This is a genomic window from Pedobacter cryoconitis, from assembly GCF_014207135.1.
Taxonomy (GTDB): domain Bacteria; phylum Bacteroidota; class Bacteroidia; order Sphingobacteriales; family Sphingobacteriaceae; genus Pedobacter; species Pedobacter cryoconitis_D.
In genome coordinates this window covers 74473-90378 of record NZ_JACHCC010000011.1, presented here as the reverse complement: position 1 = coordinate 90378, position 15906 = coordinate 74473, and the positions used below count along the sequence as shown (strand labels likewise).

At 37.4% G+C, this 15906-nt stretch carries 19 protein-coding genes; 9 read left to right on the top strand and 10 right to left on the bottom strand.

Translation table 11 applies throughout. The features are described from left to right. Positions 1-13: 13 nt before the first annotated feature. Both ung and HDF25_RS19895 read right to left on the bottom strand, forming a co-directional pair. Positions 14-691: a uracil-DNA glycosylase gene (gene ung / locus HDF25_RS19900; protein ID WP_184628058.1), complete on the bottom strand. Its 678-nt coding sequence runs from the start codon at positions 689-691 to the stop codon at positions 14-16. A gap of 3 nt (positions 692-694) precedes the next feature. Continuing rightward, positions 695-1102, bottom strand: a complete 408-nt coding sequence (locus HDF25_RS19895; protein ID WP_184628056.1) for a thioredoxin — start codon at positions 1100-1102, stop codon at positions 695-697. Positions 1103-1329: 227 nt separating this feature from the next. On the opposite strand from HDF25_RS19895, the gene HDF25_RS19890 reads away from it, so the two are divergent. Beyond that, on the top strand, positions 1330-1869 hold the full coding sequence (locus tag HDF25_RS19890) for a DUF2892 domain-containing protein (RefSeq protein ID WP_184628054.1): 540 nt from the start codon (positions 1330-1332) through the stop codon (positions 1867-1869). A gap of 56 nt (positions 1870-1925) precedes the next feature. Here HDF25_RS19890 and HDF25_RS19885 read toward each other — a convergent pair whose 3' ends face one another. The 6 genes from HDF25_RS19885 to HDF25_RS19860 all read right to left on the bottom strand — a co-directional run bounded on the left by HDF25_RS19885 (position 1926) and on the right by HDF25_RS19860 (position 8274). Beyond that, positions 1926-2138 (bottom strand): hypothetical protein, encoded by a 213-nt coding sequence (locus HDF25_RS19885; RefSeq protein ID WP_184628052.1) that lies wholly within the window; start codon positions 2136-2138, stop codon positions 1926-1928. 86 nt (positions 2139-2224) lie between these two features. After that, positions 2225-3946 carry a lysine--tRNA ligase gene (lysS, locus tag HDF25_RS19880; RefSeq protein WP_184628050.1) on the bottom strand — a complete coding sequence of 574 codons (1722 nt, stop codon included), beginning with the start codon at positions 3944-3946 and terminating at the stop codon, positions 2225-2227. Positions 3947-4085: 139 nt separating this feature from the next. Next, positions 4086-5999: an AMP-dependent synthetase/ligase gene (locus HDF25_RS19875; RefSeq protein ID WP_184628048.1), complete on the bottom strand. Its 1914-nt coding sequence runs from the start codon at positions 5997-5999 to the stop codon at positions 4086-4088. Positions 6000-6148: 149 nt separating this feature from the next. After that, positions 6149-6475, bottom strand: coding sequence for a HesB/IscA family protein (locus HDF25_RS19870; protein WP_184628046.1), 327 nt, complete (start codon positions 6473-6475; stop codon positions 6149-6151). A 100-nt stretch (positions 6476-6575) separates the two neighbouring features. Next, positions 6576-6989, bottom strand: coding sequence for a Fe-S cluster assembly scaffold IscU (iscU, locus tag HDF25_RS19865; RefSeq protein ID WP_183878635.1), 414 nt, complete (start codon positions 6987-6989; stop codon positions 6576-6578). A 73-nt stretch (positions 6990-7062) separates the two neighbouring features. Next, complete coding sequence (locus tag HDF25_RS19860) at positions 7063-8274, bottom strand: IscS subfamily cysteine desulfurase (protein ID WP_184628044.1); 1212 nt, start codon at positions 8272-8274, stop codon at positions 7063-7065. Positions 8275-8398: 124 nt separating this feature from the next. Here HDF25_RS19860 and mce point away from each other — a divergent pair, with 124 nt between their 5' ends. The 8 genes from mce (at position 8399) to HDF25_RS19820 (ending at position 14428) form a co-directional block, all read left to right on the top strand. Further along, positions 8399-8800 carry a methylmalonyl-CoA epimerase gene (gene mce, locus HDF25_RS19855; protein WP_184628042.1) on the top strand — a complete coding sequence of 134 codons (402 nt, stop codon included), beginning with the start codon at positions 8399-8401 and terminating at the stop codon, positions 8798-8800. Positions 8801-8808: 8 nt separating this feature from the next. Beyond that, positions 8809-9096 (top strand): hypothetical protein, encoded by a 288-nt coding sequence (locus HDF25_RS19850; RefSeq protein ID WP_184628040.1) that lies wholly within the window; start codon positions 8809-8811, stop codon positions 9094-9096. A 94-nt stretch (positions 9097-9190) separates the two neighbouring features. After that, entirely contained in the window at positions 9191-9439 is a 249-nt protein-coding gene (locus tag HDF25_RS19845; protein WP_184628038.1) for a type B 50S ribosomal protein L31, read from the top strand. Between the two features lie 171 nt (positions 9440-9610). Beyond that, positions 9611-10786: a GlmU family protein gene (locus HDF25_RS19840; protein ID WP_184628036.1), complete on the top strand. Its 1176-nt coding sequence runs from the start codon at positions 9611-9613 to the stop codon at positions 10784-10786. 125 nt (positions 10787-10911) lie between these two features. Then, positions 10912-11673, top strand: coding sequence for a triose-phosphate isomerase (gene tpiA, locus HDF25_RS19835; protein ID WP_184628034.1), 762 nt, complete (start codon positions 10912-10914; stop codon positions 11671-11673). After that, positions 11673-12512: a 50S ribosomal protein L11 methyltransferase gene (gene prmA / locus HDF25_RS19830; protein ID WP_184628031.1), complete on the top strand. Its 840-nt coding sequence runs from the start codon at positions 11673-11675 to the stop codon at positions 12510-12512. The genes tpiA and prmA overlap by 1 nt, the downstream gene beginning before the upstream one ends. A 205-nt stretch (positions 12513-12717) precedes the next feature. Further along, positions 12718-14070: a UDP-N-acetylmuramate--L-alanine ligase gene (locus HDF25_RS19825; protein WP_184628029.1), complete on the top strand. Its 1353-nt coding sequence runs from the start codon at positions 12718-12720 to the stop codon at positions 14068-14070. 28 nt (positions 14071-14098) lie between these two features. Beyond that, positions 14099-14428, top strand: a complete 330-nt coding sequence (locus HDF25_RS19820) for a helix-turn-helix domain-containing protein (protein WP_041884843.1) — start codon at positions 14099-14101, stop codon at positions 14426-14428. 12 nt (positions 14429-14440) lie between these two features. Here the strand turns inward: HDF25_RS19820 and HDF25_RS19815 are convergent, their stop codons facing one another. Both HDF25_RS19815 and HDF25_RS19810 read right to left on the bottom strand, forming a co-directional pair. Further along, on the bottom strand, positions 14441-15562 hold the full coding sequence (locus HDF25_RS19815; protein ID WP_184628027.1) for a GNAT family N-acetyltransferase: 1122 nt from the start codon (positions 15560-15562) through the stop codon (positions 14441-14443). A gap of 68 nt (positions 15563-15630) precedes the next feature. Continuing rightward, positions 15631-15825 (bottom strand): hypothetical protein, encoded by a 195-nt coding sequence (locus tag HDF25_RS19810; protein WP_184628025.1) that lies wholly within the window; start codon positions 15823-15825, stop codon positions 15631-15633. Between the last annotated feature and the right edge of the window lie 81 nt (positions 15826-15906).

The window sequence follows — 15906 nt, the reverse complement described above, 5'->3', positions numbered from 1 at the left end:
AATTAAAGGTGGATCAGCTGATCTGCCAGTTAATTGGCTGACGTCCTTCGGATATCAGAATTGCGTTAGTCTTTGAAAAAGGTTTACTGCCAAAGAATCCATTATAGGCAGAGAAAGGTGAGGGATGTGCAGATTTTAGAATTGTATGTTTCGTTTCATCAATTAATACAGCCTTCTGCTGTGCAAATTTCCCCCATAATAAAAATACAATTCCTGTTTTTTGCTTCGATAACTGGCTGATGGCCTGATCAGTAAATGCTTCCCAACCCTTTCCCTGATGAGATCCTGGCTCATGTGCCCTGACTGTAAGTGAAGCATTTAATAATAAAATGCCTTCATCTGCCCAGGCAGTAAGATTACCATGGTTTGGTGTTTTGAATTCTTCTATGTCGGTTTCGAGTTCTTTATAAATGTTTTTCAGCGATGGGGGAGTAGTTACTCCTTTTTGTACCGAAAAGGATAATCCATGTGCCTGACCATCTCCATGATAAGGGTCCTGTCCTAAGATTACGACTTTGACCTGATCAAATGGGGTGTGGTTAAAGGCATTAAAAATATCAGCCCCTTTGGGGTAAACTAGTGTACCTGATTCCTTTTCCTGTAACAGAAAAGCTTTCAGGTCTTTCATATATTGTTTTTCAAATTCAGGTTCCAGGACGTTTAACCAGCCTGGTTCTAATGCTGCTGACATTCTTTATTGTTTTAATATTTCAACCATATCAATTTCCAGAGTAGCTTCCGGCCACTCCGTAATACGACCTATTTCTTTGCGATGGGCTGTTAAAATAAACGTAGGTACCTTCTCTATACTTAAATTCTCCGTTAAGCCATTGGCTGACTTTTTCATTTCATCTACACAAATCAGGGTAATTGTTTTTTCTTCGACACCCGATTCATCCAGGATTTTATAAAAGTGTGGTACCTGCAATCTGCTGTCACTGCACCACACACCCATAACTATAATGATTTCCTTGTTTTCTAACAGCGGTTTTAATTGTTGCAGTACGACAGGATCTGGTTTATAATCAGGATATTCCAGATCGTACTTTTCTTTCATTTCCGGAAACTCCATGAGTTTACTGCGGGCAGACATATCAGGCATAATCAATCAGTACTATTTTTATAATCAGGGACCTGTGCAGTCTCTGTAAAGAGAATCAGAGACAGGTTTTACCAAAGATAAGCATCTTTAGCGCCTGTTTAAAATTCATCTGTTAAATCAAATTTAAACGGGCCTGGAGAGGAATAGTTTTTTTGTTTAAATTATAATTTTAAATCTGATTTTTGGTATATAAACACGATATTTGCACGAAATAATTAAAAATAGATATGCCAAACGTAGTAAGACTTATTGCAGCTTTTGTGGGATTGGGAGTTGCTGTAGCACTCATGATTTTCGGTTTTTGGGGTTGGGGAATTTTAGCTGTATTGATCAGTATTTTAATTGTAGTGACCTTTTTCTACAATGAGAATATGCTTCTTGCACAATGGTTCCTGCGTAAAGATGATATGCCTAAGGCTGAACGTTATTTAAACAGAATCACCAATTATGAGACGCAGCTGATCAGAGTTCAGCACGGTTATTACAATTTGCTGGTTGGTTTAATTGAATCGAGAAAAGCACCTATGCAATCAGAGAAGTATTTCAAGAAGTCTTTGGCCCTGGGAATGCAGATGGATCATAATATAGCATTGGCTAAACTGAGTTTAGCTGGTATTTCAATGGGAAAACGTAATAAGAGAGAAGCTCAGATGTACCTGACAGAAGCTAAGAAAGCTGATAAAAATAAATTACTGGCAGACCAGATCAAACAAATGAAAGATCAGTTGGGAATGCTGGATAAACAACAACAGGTAAGATACAGGTAGTTAAGAGAAGAACATACATATAGTATTATAAAAATAGCCACTTTACGTGGCTATTTTTATTTATCGTATAAACTGTCAAAATTTTCAACGGTTCCGAGTTCACCTCTGCTAATAATATCATCCTCCATGTACTCTTTTTTTCTGCTGAAGAACAATTGTTCAGATTGAATTCTCTTGATCAACTGACGTATAAGAGACAGGTCAAAAGCATCTTTACTTAGTTTAATGCAGTATTCATTTTCAGTTATCTCAAGACTAGAGTTATTCATAACATTCAATTTTATTGTTTGTTAAAAATAGAAAAGGCTTGTTGTAATTCCTTACAGCAAGCCTTTAACTTTTTGTTATGATTATGTTAAGAGAACCAGGCGGTTACCTCTTCTTTTGTTGGCATAGTCAGTTCCAGCTTTAACTTTTTACGCATACCGCCTAAATCATTAAATACTTTATTGGCGTTAGCACCCGAAAGGTCTTCTATGGTGTTAAAGCCCATTTTACGGATCACCTGAACCCATTCTGCTGGTATTCCTGCATTGACAAAATCTTCATCACTGGTTACCTTAGCTTTCTTCTCAGGTCTCATCTGAGGGAAGAAAAGAACCTCCTGAATAGTGGACTGATTGGTCATCAACATCACTAAACGGTCGATACCGATACCCAAACCAGAAGTAGGAGGCATTCCATATTCCAATGCACGGATAAAATCATCATCCATCGCCATAGCCTCGTCATCCCCTCTTGCAGCCAGTTTTAACTGATCTTCAAAACGTTCTTTCTGATCAATCGGATCATTCAACTCAGTATAGGCATTGGCTATTTCTTTACCAACTACAAAAAGCTCGAATCTTTCTACCAGTCCTTCTTTACTACGGTGTTTCTTAGCCAGCGGAGTCATTTCAATCGGATAGTCGGTGATGTAAGTAGGCTGGATTAAATTAGCTTCAACTTTTTCACTGAATAACTCATCGATTAGTTTTCCACGACCCATAGTAGCGTCGATCTCAATGTTAAGACTTTTGCAGGTCGCTTTAAGCTGGTCTTCAGTCATGTCAGAAACATCAATTCCGGTGTACTTCTGGATGGATTCGTACATGGTCAGTTTCTCGTACGGGCCTGCAAAGTTAATCTCATGTTCCCCCACTTTGACAATAGGAGAGCCATGTGTAGCCATTGCTACCTTTTCAAGACATTCCTCTACCATACCCATCATCCAGATATAATCTTTGTAGGCGACATAAATTTCCATTGAAGTGAATTCAGGATTATGCGTACGGTCCATTCCTTCATTTCTGAACATTTTGCCAAACTCATATACACCGTCAAAACCAGCAACGATTAATCTTTTTAAATACAGCTCATTAGCAATTCTCAGATACAGAGGCATATCCAATGTATTATGATGTGTCTCAAACGGACGCGCTGCAGCGCCACCATGAATAGGTTGCAGAATCGGTGTTTCTACTTCCATCCAGCCTTCCTGATCAAAATAAGCTCTCATGGTGTTGATTACCTTAGAGCGTGTCATGAAGATCTGTTTAAAGCCCGGATTTACGGTAAGATCCACATAACGTTGTCTGTATCTTAATTCAGGATCAGTAAAACCATCAAATATATTTCCGTCTTCGTCACGTTTTACGATAGGAAGAGGTTTTAATGATTTTGAAAGTAATTTGAATTCAGTAACGTGTACAGATATCTCGCCGGTTTGGGTAGTAAATACATAACCTTTAATTCCGACGAAATCACCAAGATCCATTAGTTTCTTGAAAACTGTATTGTAAAATGTTTTGTCTTCATCAGGACAAAGCTCGTCTCTTTTTAAATAGACCTGGATACGGCCTGAAGCATCCTGTATTTCTACAAAAGCTGCGCTACCCATAATACGTCGGGTCATAATTCTGCCTGCAAAACTAACCTGCTGATAGGCATCCTTATTGTTTTCGTAATTAGCCAGTATATCGGCTGCATTCGTATTGATTTCATATCCTTCTGGTGGATAAGGATCAATGCCCAGTTCACGTAACTGGGTTAGCGCATTTCTACGCAATATTTCTAATTCTGATAATCCTGTACTCATATGTGTTATTATATTCGGCTGTTGCCGGATAAGCTCTGATTTGTGAGTGATCTGAACGTTTCCATTCAGATACCTTGCAAAAATAGTAAATTAGAGCCTGTTTTTTTTAGAAAATTCCAGAGCCTGTTTAAACAGGCTTTTAATCAGCCTCAACTGATTCGGTATATAATTCATTGATAGCCTCGGCATAGATCTTTTCGACCGCTTTACGCTTTATTTTCATGGTAGGAGTAATCTCACCATCCTCGATACTGAATGGATTTCTTTTAATCCTGAAGTTTTTAATCCGTTCAAATTTTGATAATTCACCGGATAGCTTCCTGATATCCTGTCCAATCCACTCCACGATCTCCGGTTCATTGATAAAGATCTCCGGTTTCGTAAAGAAAGCATCTGGTAAGTTGAACTTTTCCTGCAAACTTTCTCTGTTGGGAATGATAATAGCGGTCAGATATTCTCTTTTATCTCCAATTAAAAATAGTGAATCAATTTTAAGACTTTTCAGGTAAATGTTTTCAACTGGAGTAGGATAAACATTTTTTCCATAAGCATTCACGATCATGTTTTTCAAGCGGTCGGTAATTTGAAGATTACCTTTGTAGAAGCGACCGATATCACCAGTATGAAACCAGTTGTTTTTATCTATAGCTTCGGCAGTTTCTGCCGGTTTATTAAAATACCCTTGCATTACACAATGTCCGCGAACTATAATTTCTCCTTCTTCACATTCAAAATTTTCCTGAAATGATTCATGTGTTTGTATGCTGATCATCTCTTTGGTTTCGATATTCTGAATGGCGACCTCAATACCAGGAATAATTCTACCTACAGTGCCATATACCTGTCTGTCATATTCAGTTACAGCCATTACCGGCGATGTTTCCGTCAAGCCGAATCCTTCCAGGATTTTAATACCCAGATTACCGAAAAACTCCCCGACATTTTTAGGAAGGGCTGCTCCGCCCGAAATCATGAATTTTAATCTTCCACCAGTTTTCTCTTTGATTTTACTGAATACTAATTTTTCAGCGATGCTTTTTTCTACAGACAGGATGATACCCGCTGATTTTCCAGCTTCAATTTTCTGGCGGTAATTTTGCCCTGTTTCCAGTGCCCAAAGAAATATCTTAGCTTTTAATCCGCCTTCGGCTGTACCACTTTTTATAGCTTTATCATGAATACGTTCCAGTAAACGAGGTACACAGCTCATAACCGTAGGTCTGATTTCAGCCATGTTTTTGGCTAGCAGTTCCAGACTTTGTGCGTAGGCAATTTTGCATCCCTGGGCGCAGCATACATGATAAGTAGCTGTCCTTTCAAAGACATGGGATAAAGGGAGAAAAGATAAAAATACGTCTGTCTCATCAATTACCGGGATCTGCTGCAGACAAACCTTTACATTTTCCACAAAGTTACTATGGGAGAGCATTACTCCTTTCGGAGTACCGGTAGTTCCTGAAGTATAGATCAGGGAAGATATATCTGAAGGACGTACAGTTGCTCTGGCTTCTTTTATTTTAACCTGATAAGTAGATAGCAGTTCCTTGCCCTGTTTTAAGACCTCCCCGAAACTGATGATACTTTTGTTCAGTCCTTCAGGGATAACCGTTTTGGTGTATTCTGCAAAAGCAGGAATAATATATTGAAGGTGCCTGCAGTTATCTGATATTTTCAGGATCTTTTTATAAAGAAAAGGATTGCCAACAAGTAAAGCTTTTATGCCCGAATCATTAATAATATATTCTACCTCCTGTTCAGATAAGGTAGGATAAATGGATACATTGATTGCGCCAATCTGCTGGATCCCCTGATCATAATACACATAATCGGGACCGTTTTCAATCATCAGGCCCATTCTGTCACCTTTGGTTATTCCCTGTGCTAAAAAGAATGCAGATACGTAGTCAGCTTTGTCAAGCGTCTGCTTAAATGAGATATTTTCCCATTCATTATTCTTTTTATGTATTAAGAATGTTTCTTCAGGTTTGTGAATGTTTTCTACTACGTTTCTTAAAAGACTGGGAACGGTAGAGAATTCGTTAAATGATACCATGTTATTTTTTTTGCGAGGGCAATAATAAAGTTTTTTACATTAAAAACACAATTGGCGTTTTCATAATCCCTTTATATTGCGGTCAGTGCAAATTTTCTGAATAGAAAAAGGGCACGATAAAGTGCCCTTTCCAAATATAATTTATAAGATTAAACAGAGAAACTCTCTCCACATCCACAAGAACGGCTTGCGTTAGGGTTGTTGAAGTTAAAGCCTTTTCCATTTAGTCCGTCTGAGAAATCAAGTTCAGTACCGGCCAGATATAAAAATGATTTCATATCCAGGGCGATGCGGATTCCTTTATCTTCAAAAAACTGATCTCCTGTTTTCTCTTCGTTATCGAAATCTAAATTGTAGGATAAGCCTGAACAACCTCCACCTTTTACTGAAACACGTAAAAAGTAAGTAGTATCCATTTGCGACTCCAGCATTAAATTATCAATCTTGCTTTTCGCTTTATCTGTTATGGTGATCATATGCTTAATTATTAAATTCTGAAACTATCTTGCCGATTCAAAATTATTTTCTGAGATTCTAATCATCCGTATACTGGTTTTTTTAATCTCAGACAGTATTTTAGTGGTGTGATTTAGGTAAAGCGATTGGCTCCATACCATTTTTTACACGATAGTCGTTGATTGCAGATTTGATTGCATCTTCAGCTAATACCGAACAGTGAATTTTTACCGGAGGTAAAGCTAATTCCTCAACAATATCCATATTGTCAATAGTCATTGCCTCATCTACAGTTTTTCCTTTTAACCATTCTGTTGCTAAAGAAGAAGAAGCAATTGCAGAACCACAGCCAAAGGTTTTAAATTTAGCATCAGTAATTACATTGTTTTCGTCAACTTCGATCTGAAGACGCATAACGTCACCACATTCCGGTGCTCCTACTAAGCCCGTACCAACTGATTTACTATCCTTATCTAAAGTACCAACGTTGCGGGGGTTGGTATAGTGTTCCATTACTTTTTCTGAATATGCCATTTTTATTTTCCTCCAGACCTCTTTTTCGGGAGATCTATTTTAAATATTTTAATTTATAGATAGAAGCCTGAGACTAGTGCTCAGCCCATTCAATTTTACTTAAATCAATTCCTTCTTTAAACATCTCCCAAAGCGGAGACAGGTCTCTTAAGTGATTAACTGCTTTTTTAGTGTTTTCAATTGCATAATCAATCTCCTCTTCCGTAGTGAAACGTCCAAGACCAAAACGAATAGAAGAATGTGCCAGATCATCAGAAAGACCTAAACTTTTTAATACGTATGATGGCTCCAGCGAAGCTGAAGTACAGGCAGAACCAGATGAAACAGCCAGATCTTTCATGGCCATCATCAATCCTTCACCTTCAACATATTTGAAAGAGATATTAGCTACATGAGGTAAACGATGTTGTGTATTACCATTTACATAACTTTCTTCCATTACTGATAATGCACTTTCCAGTTTATCACGCAGACCTGAAAGACGTTTAGCTTCTTCGTCCATTTCCAGACGGCATAATTCACAGGCTTTACCTAAACCAACGATTCCCGGAACATTTAGTGTTCCTGAACGCATTCCGCGCTCATGACCACCACCGTCCATTTGAGCAGTTACTTTAACCCTTGGGTTCTTACGGCGTACATATAATACACCAACACCTTTAGGTCCGTACATTTTATGTGCACTGAAAGCAAGCAGGTCAATTCCGTCAGCATTCACGTCTACAGGTATTTTACCTACAGCCTGTGTTGCATCAGTCATAAACAGGGCACCAAATTTATGAGCAATAGCAGATATTTCTTTAATCGGCTGAACTACACCTATTTCGTTGTTGCCATACATGATCGTAACCAGGATAGTTTGTTCTGTCATCGCTGCTTCTAATTCAGCAAGATCGATCAGACCATCTTCTTTAACCTGTAAATAAGTAACTTTTGCACCTAATTTCTCCAGGTGTTTGCATGTATCTAAAACTGCTTTATGTTCAGTTGTAGCGGTGATAATATGATTACCTTTATCCTGATACATCTCAAACACACCTTTAATACCAAGGTTGTCTGCTTCTGTTGCTCCTGAAGTGAAAATAATTTCTTTCTCAGTACAGCCAATTAGTTTAGCAGCTTGTTCACGTGCATAATCAACACCTTCTTCTGCAACCCAGCCAAAGGCGTGGTTACGGCTTGCGGCATTACCGAATTTGGTGGTGAAGTAAGGCAACATGGCTTCAAGCACTCTTGGGTCAAGGGGGGTTGTAGCGTTATTATCTAGATAAATAGGAAGTTCCATCGTATATAATTTATTCTTTTGATAAACAAAGGTACTAAAAAAGATTGCCAAAGAATATAAATAATCCCTATGAAGGTATAGTTAAAACATGCATTTTTACATTCGTTTAACGTTTAAAGTCAGCATGAATAAAATTGAACATATAGGGATAGCTGTAAAAGACCTTGATGAGTCCTGCAGGCTTTATGAAAAATTGTTGGGTACAGCGGCCTATAAACGGGAATCAGTAATCTCAGAGGGGGTGGACACAGCTTTTTTTCTTACTGGAGAAAATAAAATTGAACTTCTTTCTGCTGCTGCTGAAGACAGCGCGATAGCTTCCTTTATTGCGAAAAGAGGAGAGGGGATTCATCATATTGCATTTGATGTCGATGATATTTACGCCGAGATGATAAGATTAAAAAATGAAGGTTTTGTACTTTTGAGCGAAGAACCTAAATTTGGCGCAGACAATAAACTGATTTGTTTTGTTCATCCTAAAGGGACTAAGGGGGTGTTGGTTGAACTGTGTCAGGAAATAAAATAAAAGATTTAATGGATGATTTTAAAGCACTCAGCAGACTTATCGGAAACGATTTTGAGCTGGAAGATGAGCTGTCGGTGGTGCAGTTGAGAGAGAAGATGGTTTATGCCTTCTCCTGGTTACTGGATAACGATATCTCTAAAATGATGAACATTTTATATCGTACCGATGTAGATGAAGAAAGATTAAAATCTTTACTGATCAGTAAGTCGGAACTGCCATCTGCTGAAGTAATTGCAGATGAATATATTAGAAGGCAGATGCAGAAAATAGAAACCAGGAAAAAGTATAGTACATAATTTTTTAATAATCCTTGTAAATAAAAAATATAATTAGGATATTTGCATCCTTCAAAATAAGCGACAAATAAGTACAAATAAGTATATATTCATTATGAAAAAAGATCTTCACCCATCAAACTATAGATTCGTAGTATTTAAAGATATGTCTAACGAATACGCTTTCTTAACTAAATCTTGCGTAGAGACTAAAGAATCTGTGACTTGGGAAGATGGTAACGAGTACCCTCTTTATAAATTAGAGATTTCACACACCTCTCACCCGTTCTATACTGGTAAAATGAAATTGGTAGATACAGCAGGTCGTATCGATAAATTTAAAACTCGTTACGCTAAGAAATAATCCTAGAGTTAGAAGAAATAATTCTAAAGTCCCGATGCTAAGCTTCGGGACTTTTTTTATTTTTGTCCATTTATATAAGATAATATAAAACACCTTAAGCCGGACAATTTTCTATATTGCCAATTGCAATGGCTTGATAATAAGTACTACTACGAAAACCAATATATTCAGATGAAGATTAATTTATTTGATGATCATTCGGCTTTATCCCTAAGGCCGCTTACTTTTACCCGGCCTGTGGCCGATCTGCGTTTAGGTATATTAACAATCGCCGAAAAATGGGAAAAGTATTCTGCTAACCAGACTGGATTCTGTACAGCTGGTTATCTTTCAGCCAAATACCCTGTCCGCAGAGATGCTGATATTTTTGTAAATGGTTCAGTTTGTCCCGATCAAAATCTTTTTGCAGCTGTCAGTGATCTTCAGGAAGGAGAGGTGCTTTTACAGGATAACTTCATAATCGCCTATAAAATTAATGGCGGTGTAATACATGATTTATCACAGGCATCAGGATTGCGTCCTGTTAATTACAAAGGAACCTTTACCCGGATCAGATTTCCGGAAGATATCTTCAGAAATAATGATTTGCAGTTAAGAGCTGATTTTAGTCTTTTAACAGAAGGCCGGACCTCCGGAAAACTGAGTACGACTAATGTCGTTCTTGGAGACGAAATCTTTGTAGAGGAAGGCGTGACGGCAGAATGTACTACTTTCAATACCCTGACAGGCCCGGTTTATTTAGGGAGAAATTCACAGGTATGGGAAGGAAGCCATATCCGGGGTTCTTTCGCCCTGGGCGAAAACTCAAGAGTGAAGATGGGTACCAAAATTTATGGGCAAACCACTATCGGGCCGTTCAGTACAGTGGGAGGAGAGATTAATAACGCCGTAATCTGGGGCTATTCTTCTAAAGGACATGAAGGTTATCTCGGTAATTCGGTCATGGGGCAATGGTGTAATATAGGAGCCGATACGAATAACTCTAATCTTAAAAATAACTATGCCGAGGTTAAGTTATGGGATTATGAGCGTCAGGAATTCAGGAAAACAGGACTTCAGTTTTGTGGCTTAATTATGGCTGACCATGTAAAATGCGGTATAAATACAATGTTTAATACTGGTACTGTAGTAGGAGTTAGTGCAAATGTCTTCGGTGCAGGGTATCCAAAGAACTTTATTCCTGATTTTGCCTGGGGGGGACCACAGGGATTTGAGGTTTATAGTCTTGAAAAAATGTTCGAAACAGCAGAAAAAGTATTTGAACGTAAAAATGTTCAATTTAATCAGATAGAAAAAGATATATTGGCATCGATTTTTGAAATAACTTCAAATTATAGATATTTTTAAGAGAGTTTGTGTATTTTTATCAGCTATATGTGTAATTACGCGACTTGAAGTGGTGTTTATAATTTCAATCATTTGCTTTAATATCAAAAAATAGGAATACAGTTAAAATAATAATAGATTTAATTATGAGAAAGAAAATAGTAGCAGGAAATTGGAAAATGAATACCGACTATGCGGAAGGTATTTCATTATTTTCAGAAATCGTTAACATCGTAAGAGATGAGAAAAAAGGCGATCAGATTGCTATCATATGTGCTCCATTTATCCATTTAAACAGCTTATCGAAATTAGGTGGTGAGACTGTTAAAATTGGTGCTCAAAATTGTCATCAAAATGAAAGCGGAGCTTTTACCGGTGAAATTTCTGCAAAAATGATCAAGTCTGTTGGCTGTGAATATGTAATTATAGGGCATTCAGAACGCCGTCAGTATTTTGCTGAAAGCGATGCTTTGCTTGCTGAAAAAACTAATATTGCTTTAACTAATCAATTAACACCTATTTTTTGCATTGGCGAGACATTAGACGAAAGAAACAATGGTAATTTCTTTGAAATCTTAAAAGGACAGCTGGAGAATGGTCTCTTCCATTTAAATCAGGAAGAATTTTCAAAGGTAGTTATTGCTTATGAACCAGTTTGGGCGATAGGTACAGGACTAACTGCTACGGCTGAACAAGCCCAGGAAGTACACGAATTTATACGCGCTGAAGTTGCTGGTAAATACGGAGAAGATGCTGCTGAAGAAATATCTATATTATACGGAGGTAGCTGTAACCCCAAAAATGCGGCAGAGTTATTTGCTCAGAAAGATATTGATGGTGGATTAATAGGTGGAGCTTCACTGAAATCACGTGATTTTGCGGATATTGTAAAAACATTTAACGCTTAATGCAATATATTCAGGTTACTTTCAGCTTTAGGCTGATTCAGGAATATCAACAAGACTTATTAATTAGTGAACTGGCTGAAATCGGATTCAACACATTTGAAGAGACTACAAACGGGTTTTCTGCATTTATAGATTCCGATAGCTATAGGGAAGAGAACCTTAAGGATATCCTTCTTCAGTTTGAAGGTGAATTCGATTACGATTATACTGTAACCGAAATTGCTGCAGAAAACTGGAATGAAGAGTGGGAGAAAAATTTCGAGCCCCTGATCATTGATGAGACCTGTTACGTAAGAGCGACTTTTCATCCTCACCAACCAAAATATAAATATGAGATTGTTATAGATCCCAAGATGGCTTTCGGGACGGGGCATCATCAGACAACAACCATGATGATGCAGTACATACTGGAAAGCGATGTTTCTGGTAAACTGATCCTGGATATGGGATGTGGTACTGCCATATTGGCTATTCTTGCTGCTAAAAAAGGTGCAGGAGAATTAATTGCTATCGATAACGATGAAGTATGTTACCTTAGTGCAAAAGAAAATTCACTGCTGAATAATATTCACAATATCACTGCATTGTGTGGTGGAAAAGAAGTTATTCCTGCCAGGACATATGATATTATTCTCGCCAATATTAACCGCAATATTTTACTGGATCAAATACCTGTATATGCCGGTGTATTAAAAGGCGGAGGAGAGATTTTCTTCAGTGGGTTTTATGAAGAACCAGATTTACAGATGATTAAGGATGCATGTGAGGCGTTGGGGATAAATTATTGCGATCATAAAAAAATTGGAGACTGGGTAGCCGCCAGATTTATAAAGGCATAATAAGAGCCTGTTTAAAGATTCATCTGCTCATTTGTTTATGCTTCTTTTTAGCTGCAACATCGTCTTATTCATTTCAGGTAGGAAGGCTACCAGAAATAAATAATCCTCGTTTCGCTTAAAGATAAGCTATAAACAATTTGAGCATCTAAATCTAAAAAGGCTCTAAAAAAAAGTATTTTTTGCTTTATTTTTTTTAATATTTGAGATGCGAATACATTTTATAGCTATTGGAGGAAGTGCAATGCACAATCTGGCGATAGCTTTGCATAAGAAGGGATTTAAAGTAACCGGGTCAGATGATTTGATATTTGAGCCCTCGGCAAGCAGATTATCCAGGTATGGGATTCTACCAGAAAAACTGGGTTGGGATCCTGCATCAATCACTCCGGATCTGGATGCTGTCATTCTGGGAATGCACGCACTGATAGATAATCCTGAATTATTGCGGGCGCAGGAATTGGGCTTGAAAGTCTATTCTTATCCCGAATATATTTACGAACAGACTAAGGATAAGCTACGCGTAGTGATAGGAGGAAGTCATGGTAAGACGACTATCACTTCAATGATCCTGCACGTATTGAATTATTATCAAAAAGATTTCGATTATCTGGTAGGCGCTCAGCTCGAAGGATTCGATACGATGGTTAAAGTCACTGATTCTGCTCCTTTAATTATTATTGAGGGAGATGAATATTTAGCCTCTCCGATAGACAGAAGACCAAAATTTCATTTATATAAAGCAAATATCGCGGTAATCAGCGGTGTTGCCTGGGATCATGTGAATGTGTTTCCCACTTTTGAAAATTATCTACATCAGTTTGAACTCTTCATCGATACTATTGAGCCAGGAGGTAAATTAATTTATTGTAAGACTGATGAAGAATTACACAAATTGGTTGAAAATACTTCAAAGGAAATTATTAAGGAGGAATACGAAATTCCCCCTCATTGCGTTACTAATGGTATAACTTATTTATTACCGGAGAATTTACCGCTGAAAATTTTTGGTGACCATAACCTGATGAATTTAAGTGCGGCGAAATTGGTTTGTAAAGAAATAGGGATTTCTGAAGATAAATTTAATCAGGCGATTACTTCGTTTAAGGGAGCTGCAAAAAGGCTTGAGTTGTTAAACACGGAAAAAAGCACTAATGTGTACAAAGATTTCGCACATTCTCCTTCAAAATTAAAAGCTACCATTGAGGCGGTAAAGTCACAGTTTGAGGAAAGAAAGTTAGTAGCCTGTATAGAATTACACACATTTAGTAGTTTAAATAAAAATTTTTTACTACAATATGCAGATACGATGATCCAAGCAGACAATCCTATCGTATATATAGATATAAAAACATTTCAACAAAAAAAAATTAAGCCTTTCACAGAAATGGATGTTCGAACAGCATTTAATAGCGAAAAGCTTACGTTTTTTGATAATGCCTCTACTCTTGAGCAATACTTGAGAGAATTAGATTTTAACCAAACTAACCTATTGTTAATGAGCTCTGGTAACTTTGGTGGTATAGATTTAATTAAACTGGCACGTGAGTTGAATACTTAAAGAACAAAACACACCTAAATTTATAACAATGAACATCATCGGTAAGAACATCAGACAGCTTCGCCAGAAAAATGGCTGGAGTCAGGGCGAAGTAGCTAAAAGACTTAACATTTCAATTCCCGCATTTTCGAAAATCGAAACAGGAATTACGGATATTAATATCTCGAGGCTTGCTCAGATCGCTAATCTATTTGAAGTTTCTACTATGGACATTATCTCTAAAGAGGGAGAGAATCCACAGTCGGTAAATTTTGAAGAGATCAATAATTTAAAAGCGAAACTCTCATTGAGAGAAGAAGAGATTATTAAACTTCAGAAGAAGGTTATTGATCTTTACGAGGAAATCAGAGAAAAATAGAAAATCTTCTCTTTAAGAGAAGATTTTACGCATCGTCAGGTGTCGCTTCCCAAAAGTGGCACCTGTCGCTTGATGAATAGCAAGCATCTTATCATTGAAATCACCTACCCAGGATAATTCGAGTTCATCATATTGATTCAATGGCAAAACATATTCTTTAAGTTTAATGAATAAAGCAGATTCCAGTCCGTGTTTCTGATAAGCAGTTTTTGTACCCATTACAATCGCTCTCATTCTGTTTACACCTTTCCATCTCCGGTAAACAAATTGCAGTTTTTCTATTAAACCCAGTTTTCCCTTAAAGTTCTTAATCATTTGATTAGCATCAGGTATGATAACTACGAAAGAAGCCGGTTCTCCGTTCAGGTAAGCGAACCAAATTAGTTTTTCATCCATTATCGCCTCCATCTGTTTGAAACTCTCTTCAAGGGTCTCTTTTTTGATGGGGACAAAATTTTCAAAGTCCTTCCAGGCATCATTATAGATTTCCATCAGGTCCTGTACATATTTGGCTGAATTCTTTTTAGAAAAGTGCTCGAAGGTATATCCAGGTTTATTGGCTACCCAGGTAGCGATTTTTGTAAAACGTTCAGGGAAAGGTTTTCTGACTTCCAGATGATTGGTAATCTGCTGGTAGGAAGTTACAAAACCGTAATTTTCGAAAAAAGCCTGGTAATATACCGGGTTATAATTCATTCCATAGGATGGGGGAGTGAAACCCTCAACCAGCAGTCCCCAGAAATTATCGTTTTCTCCAAAGTTGACCGGGCCGTCCATGGCTTCCATTCCACGTTCTTTCAACCATTGCTGACCCGCTTCGAATAATTTAAAAGCGGCTTCCTGGTTATTGATGCATTCGAAAAACCCTATGCCGCCGGTTGGCTGATCATAGTTAAATGCTTTTTTTGAATTGATGAAAGCAGCTATTCTTCCGATCGTCTTTCCCTGTTCATCTCTCAGTATCCACCTGGTACATTCACCGTGTTTAAAAAAAGGGTTTTTTCCCGGATCGAAGACTTTTTCAATGTCCTGGTCCAGGGGGCAAATCCAGTTCTGATCATTTTGATAGATATCGTGTGGAACCTTTAAAAATTCTTTTTTTGTCTGTGAACTGGAAACGGGAACTAGCTGCATTTAATTGAATTTAAATAAAAAAAAAGCATCTTTTTTTAAAGATGCTCTATATGGGTTGACAGGATTATTTAGTAGTCATCATCATCATCACCAAAGTCGTCGAACGTATCAAGGTCATCTAATGGCATATCAAAGTCATCATCGTCGTCGTCATAAGTTTTCTTTTTCTCGACGGAGCCATAAGAATTATCATCATTCATTTCTTTGTCCTGTGCCTGATCATCTAATGAACTTTTCTTAACAGATTTTTTTGGAGTTGTCATTTGTCTTAAATAAAATTACCAGAGGTTGTTGATACGTTAAAAATACAAAAAATCTTTTTAAATAGCATCAAAGCTGTTTTT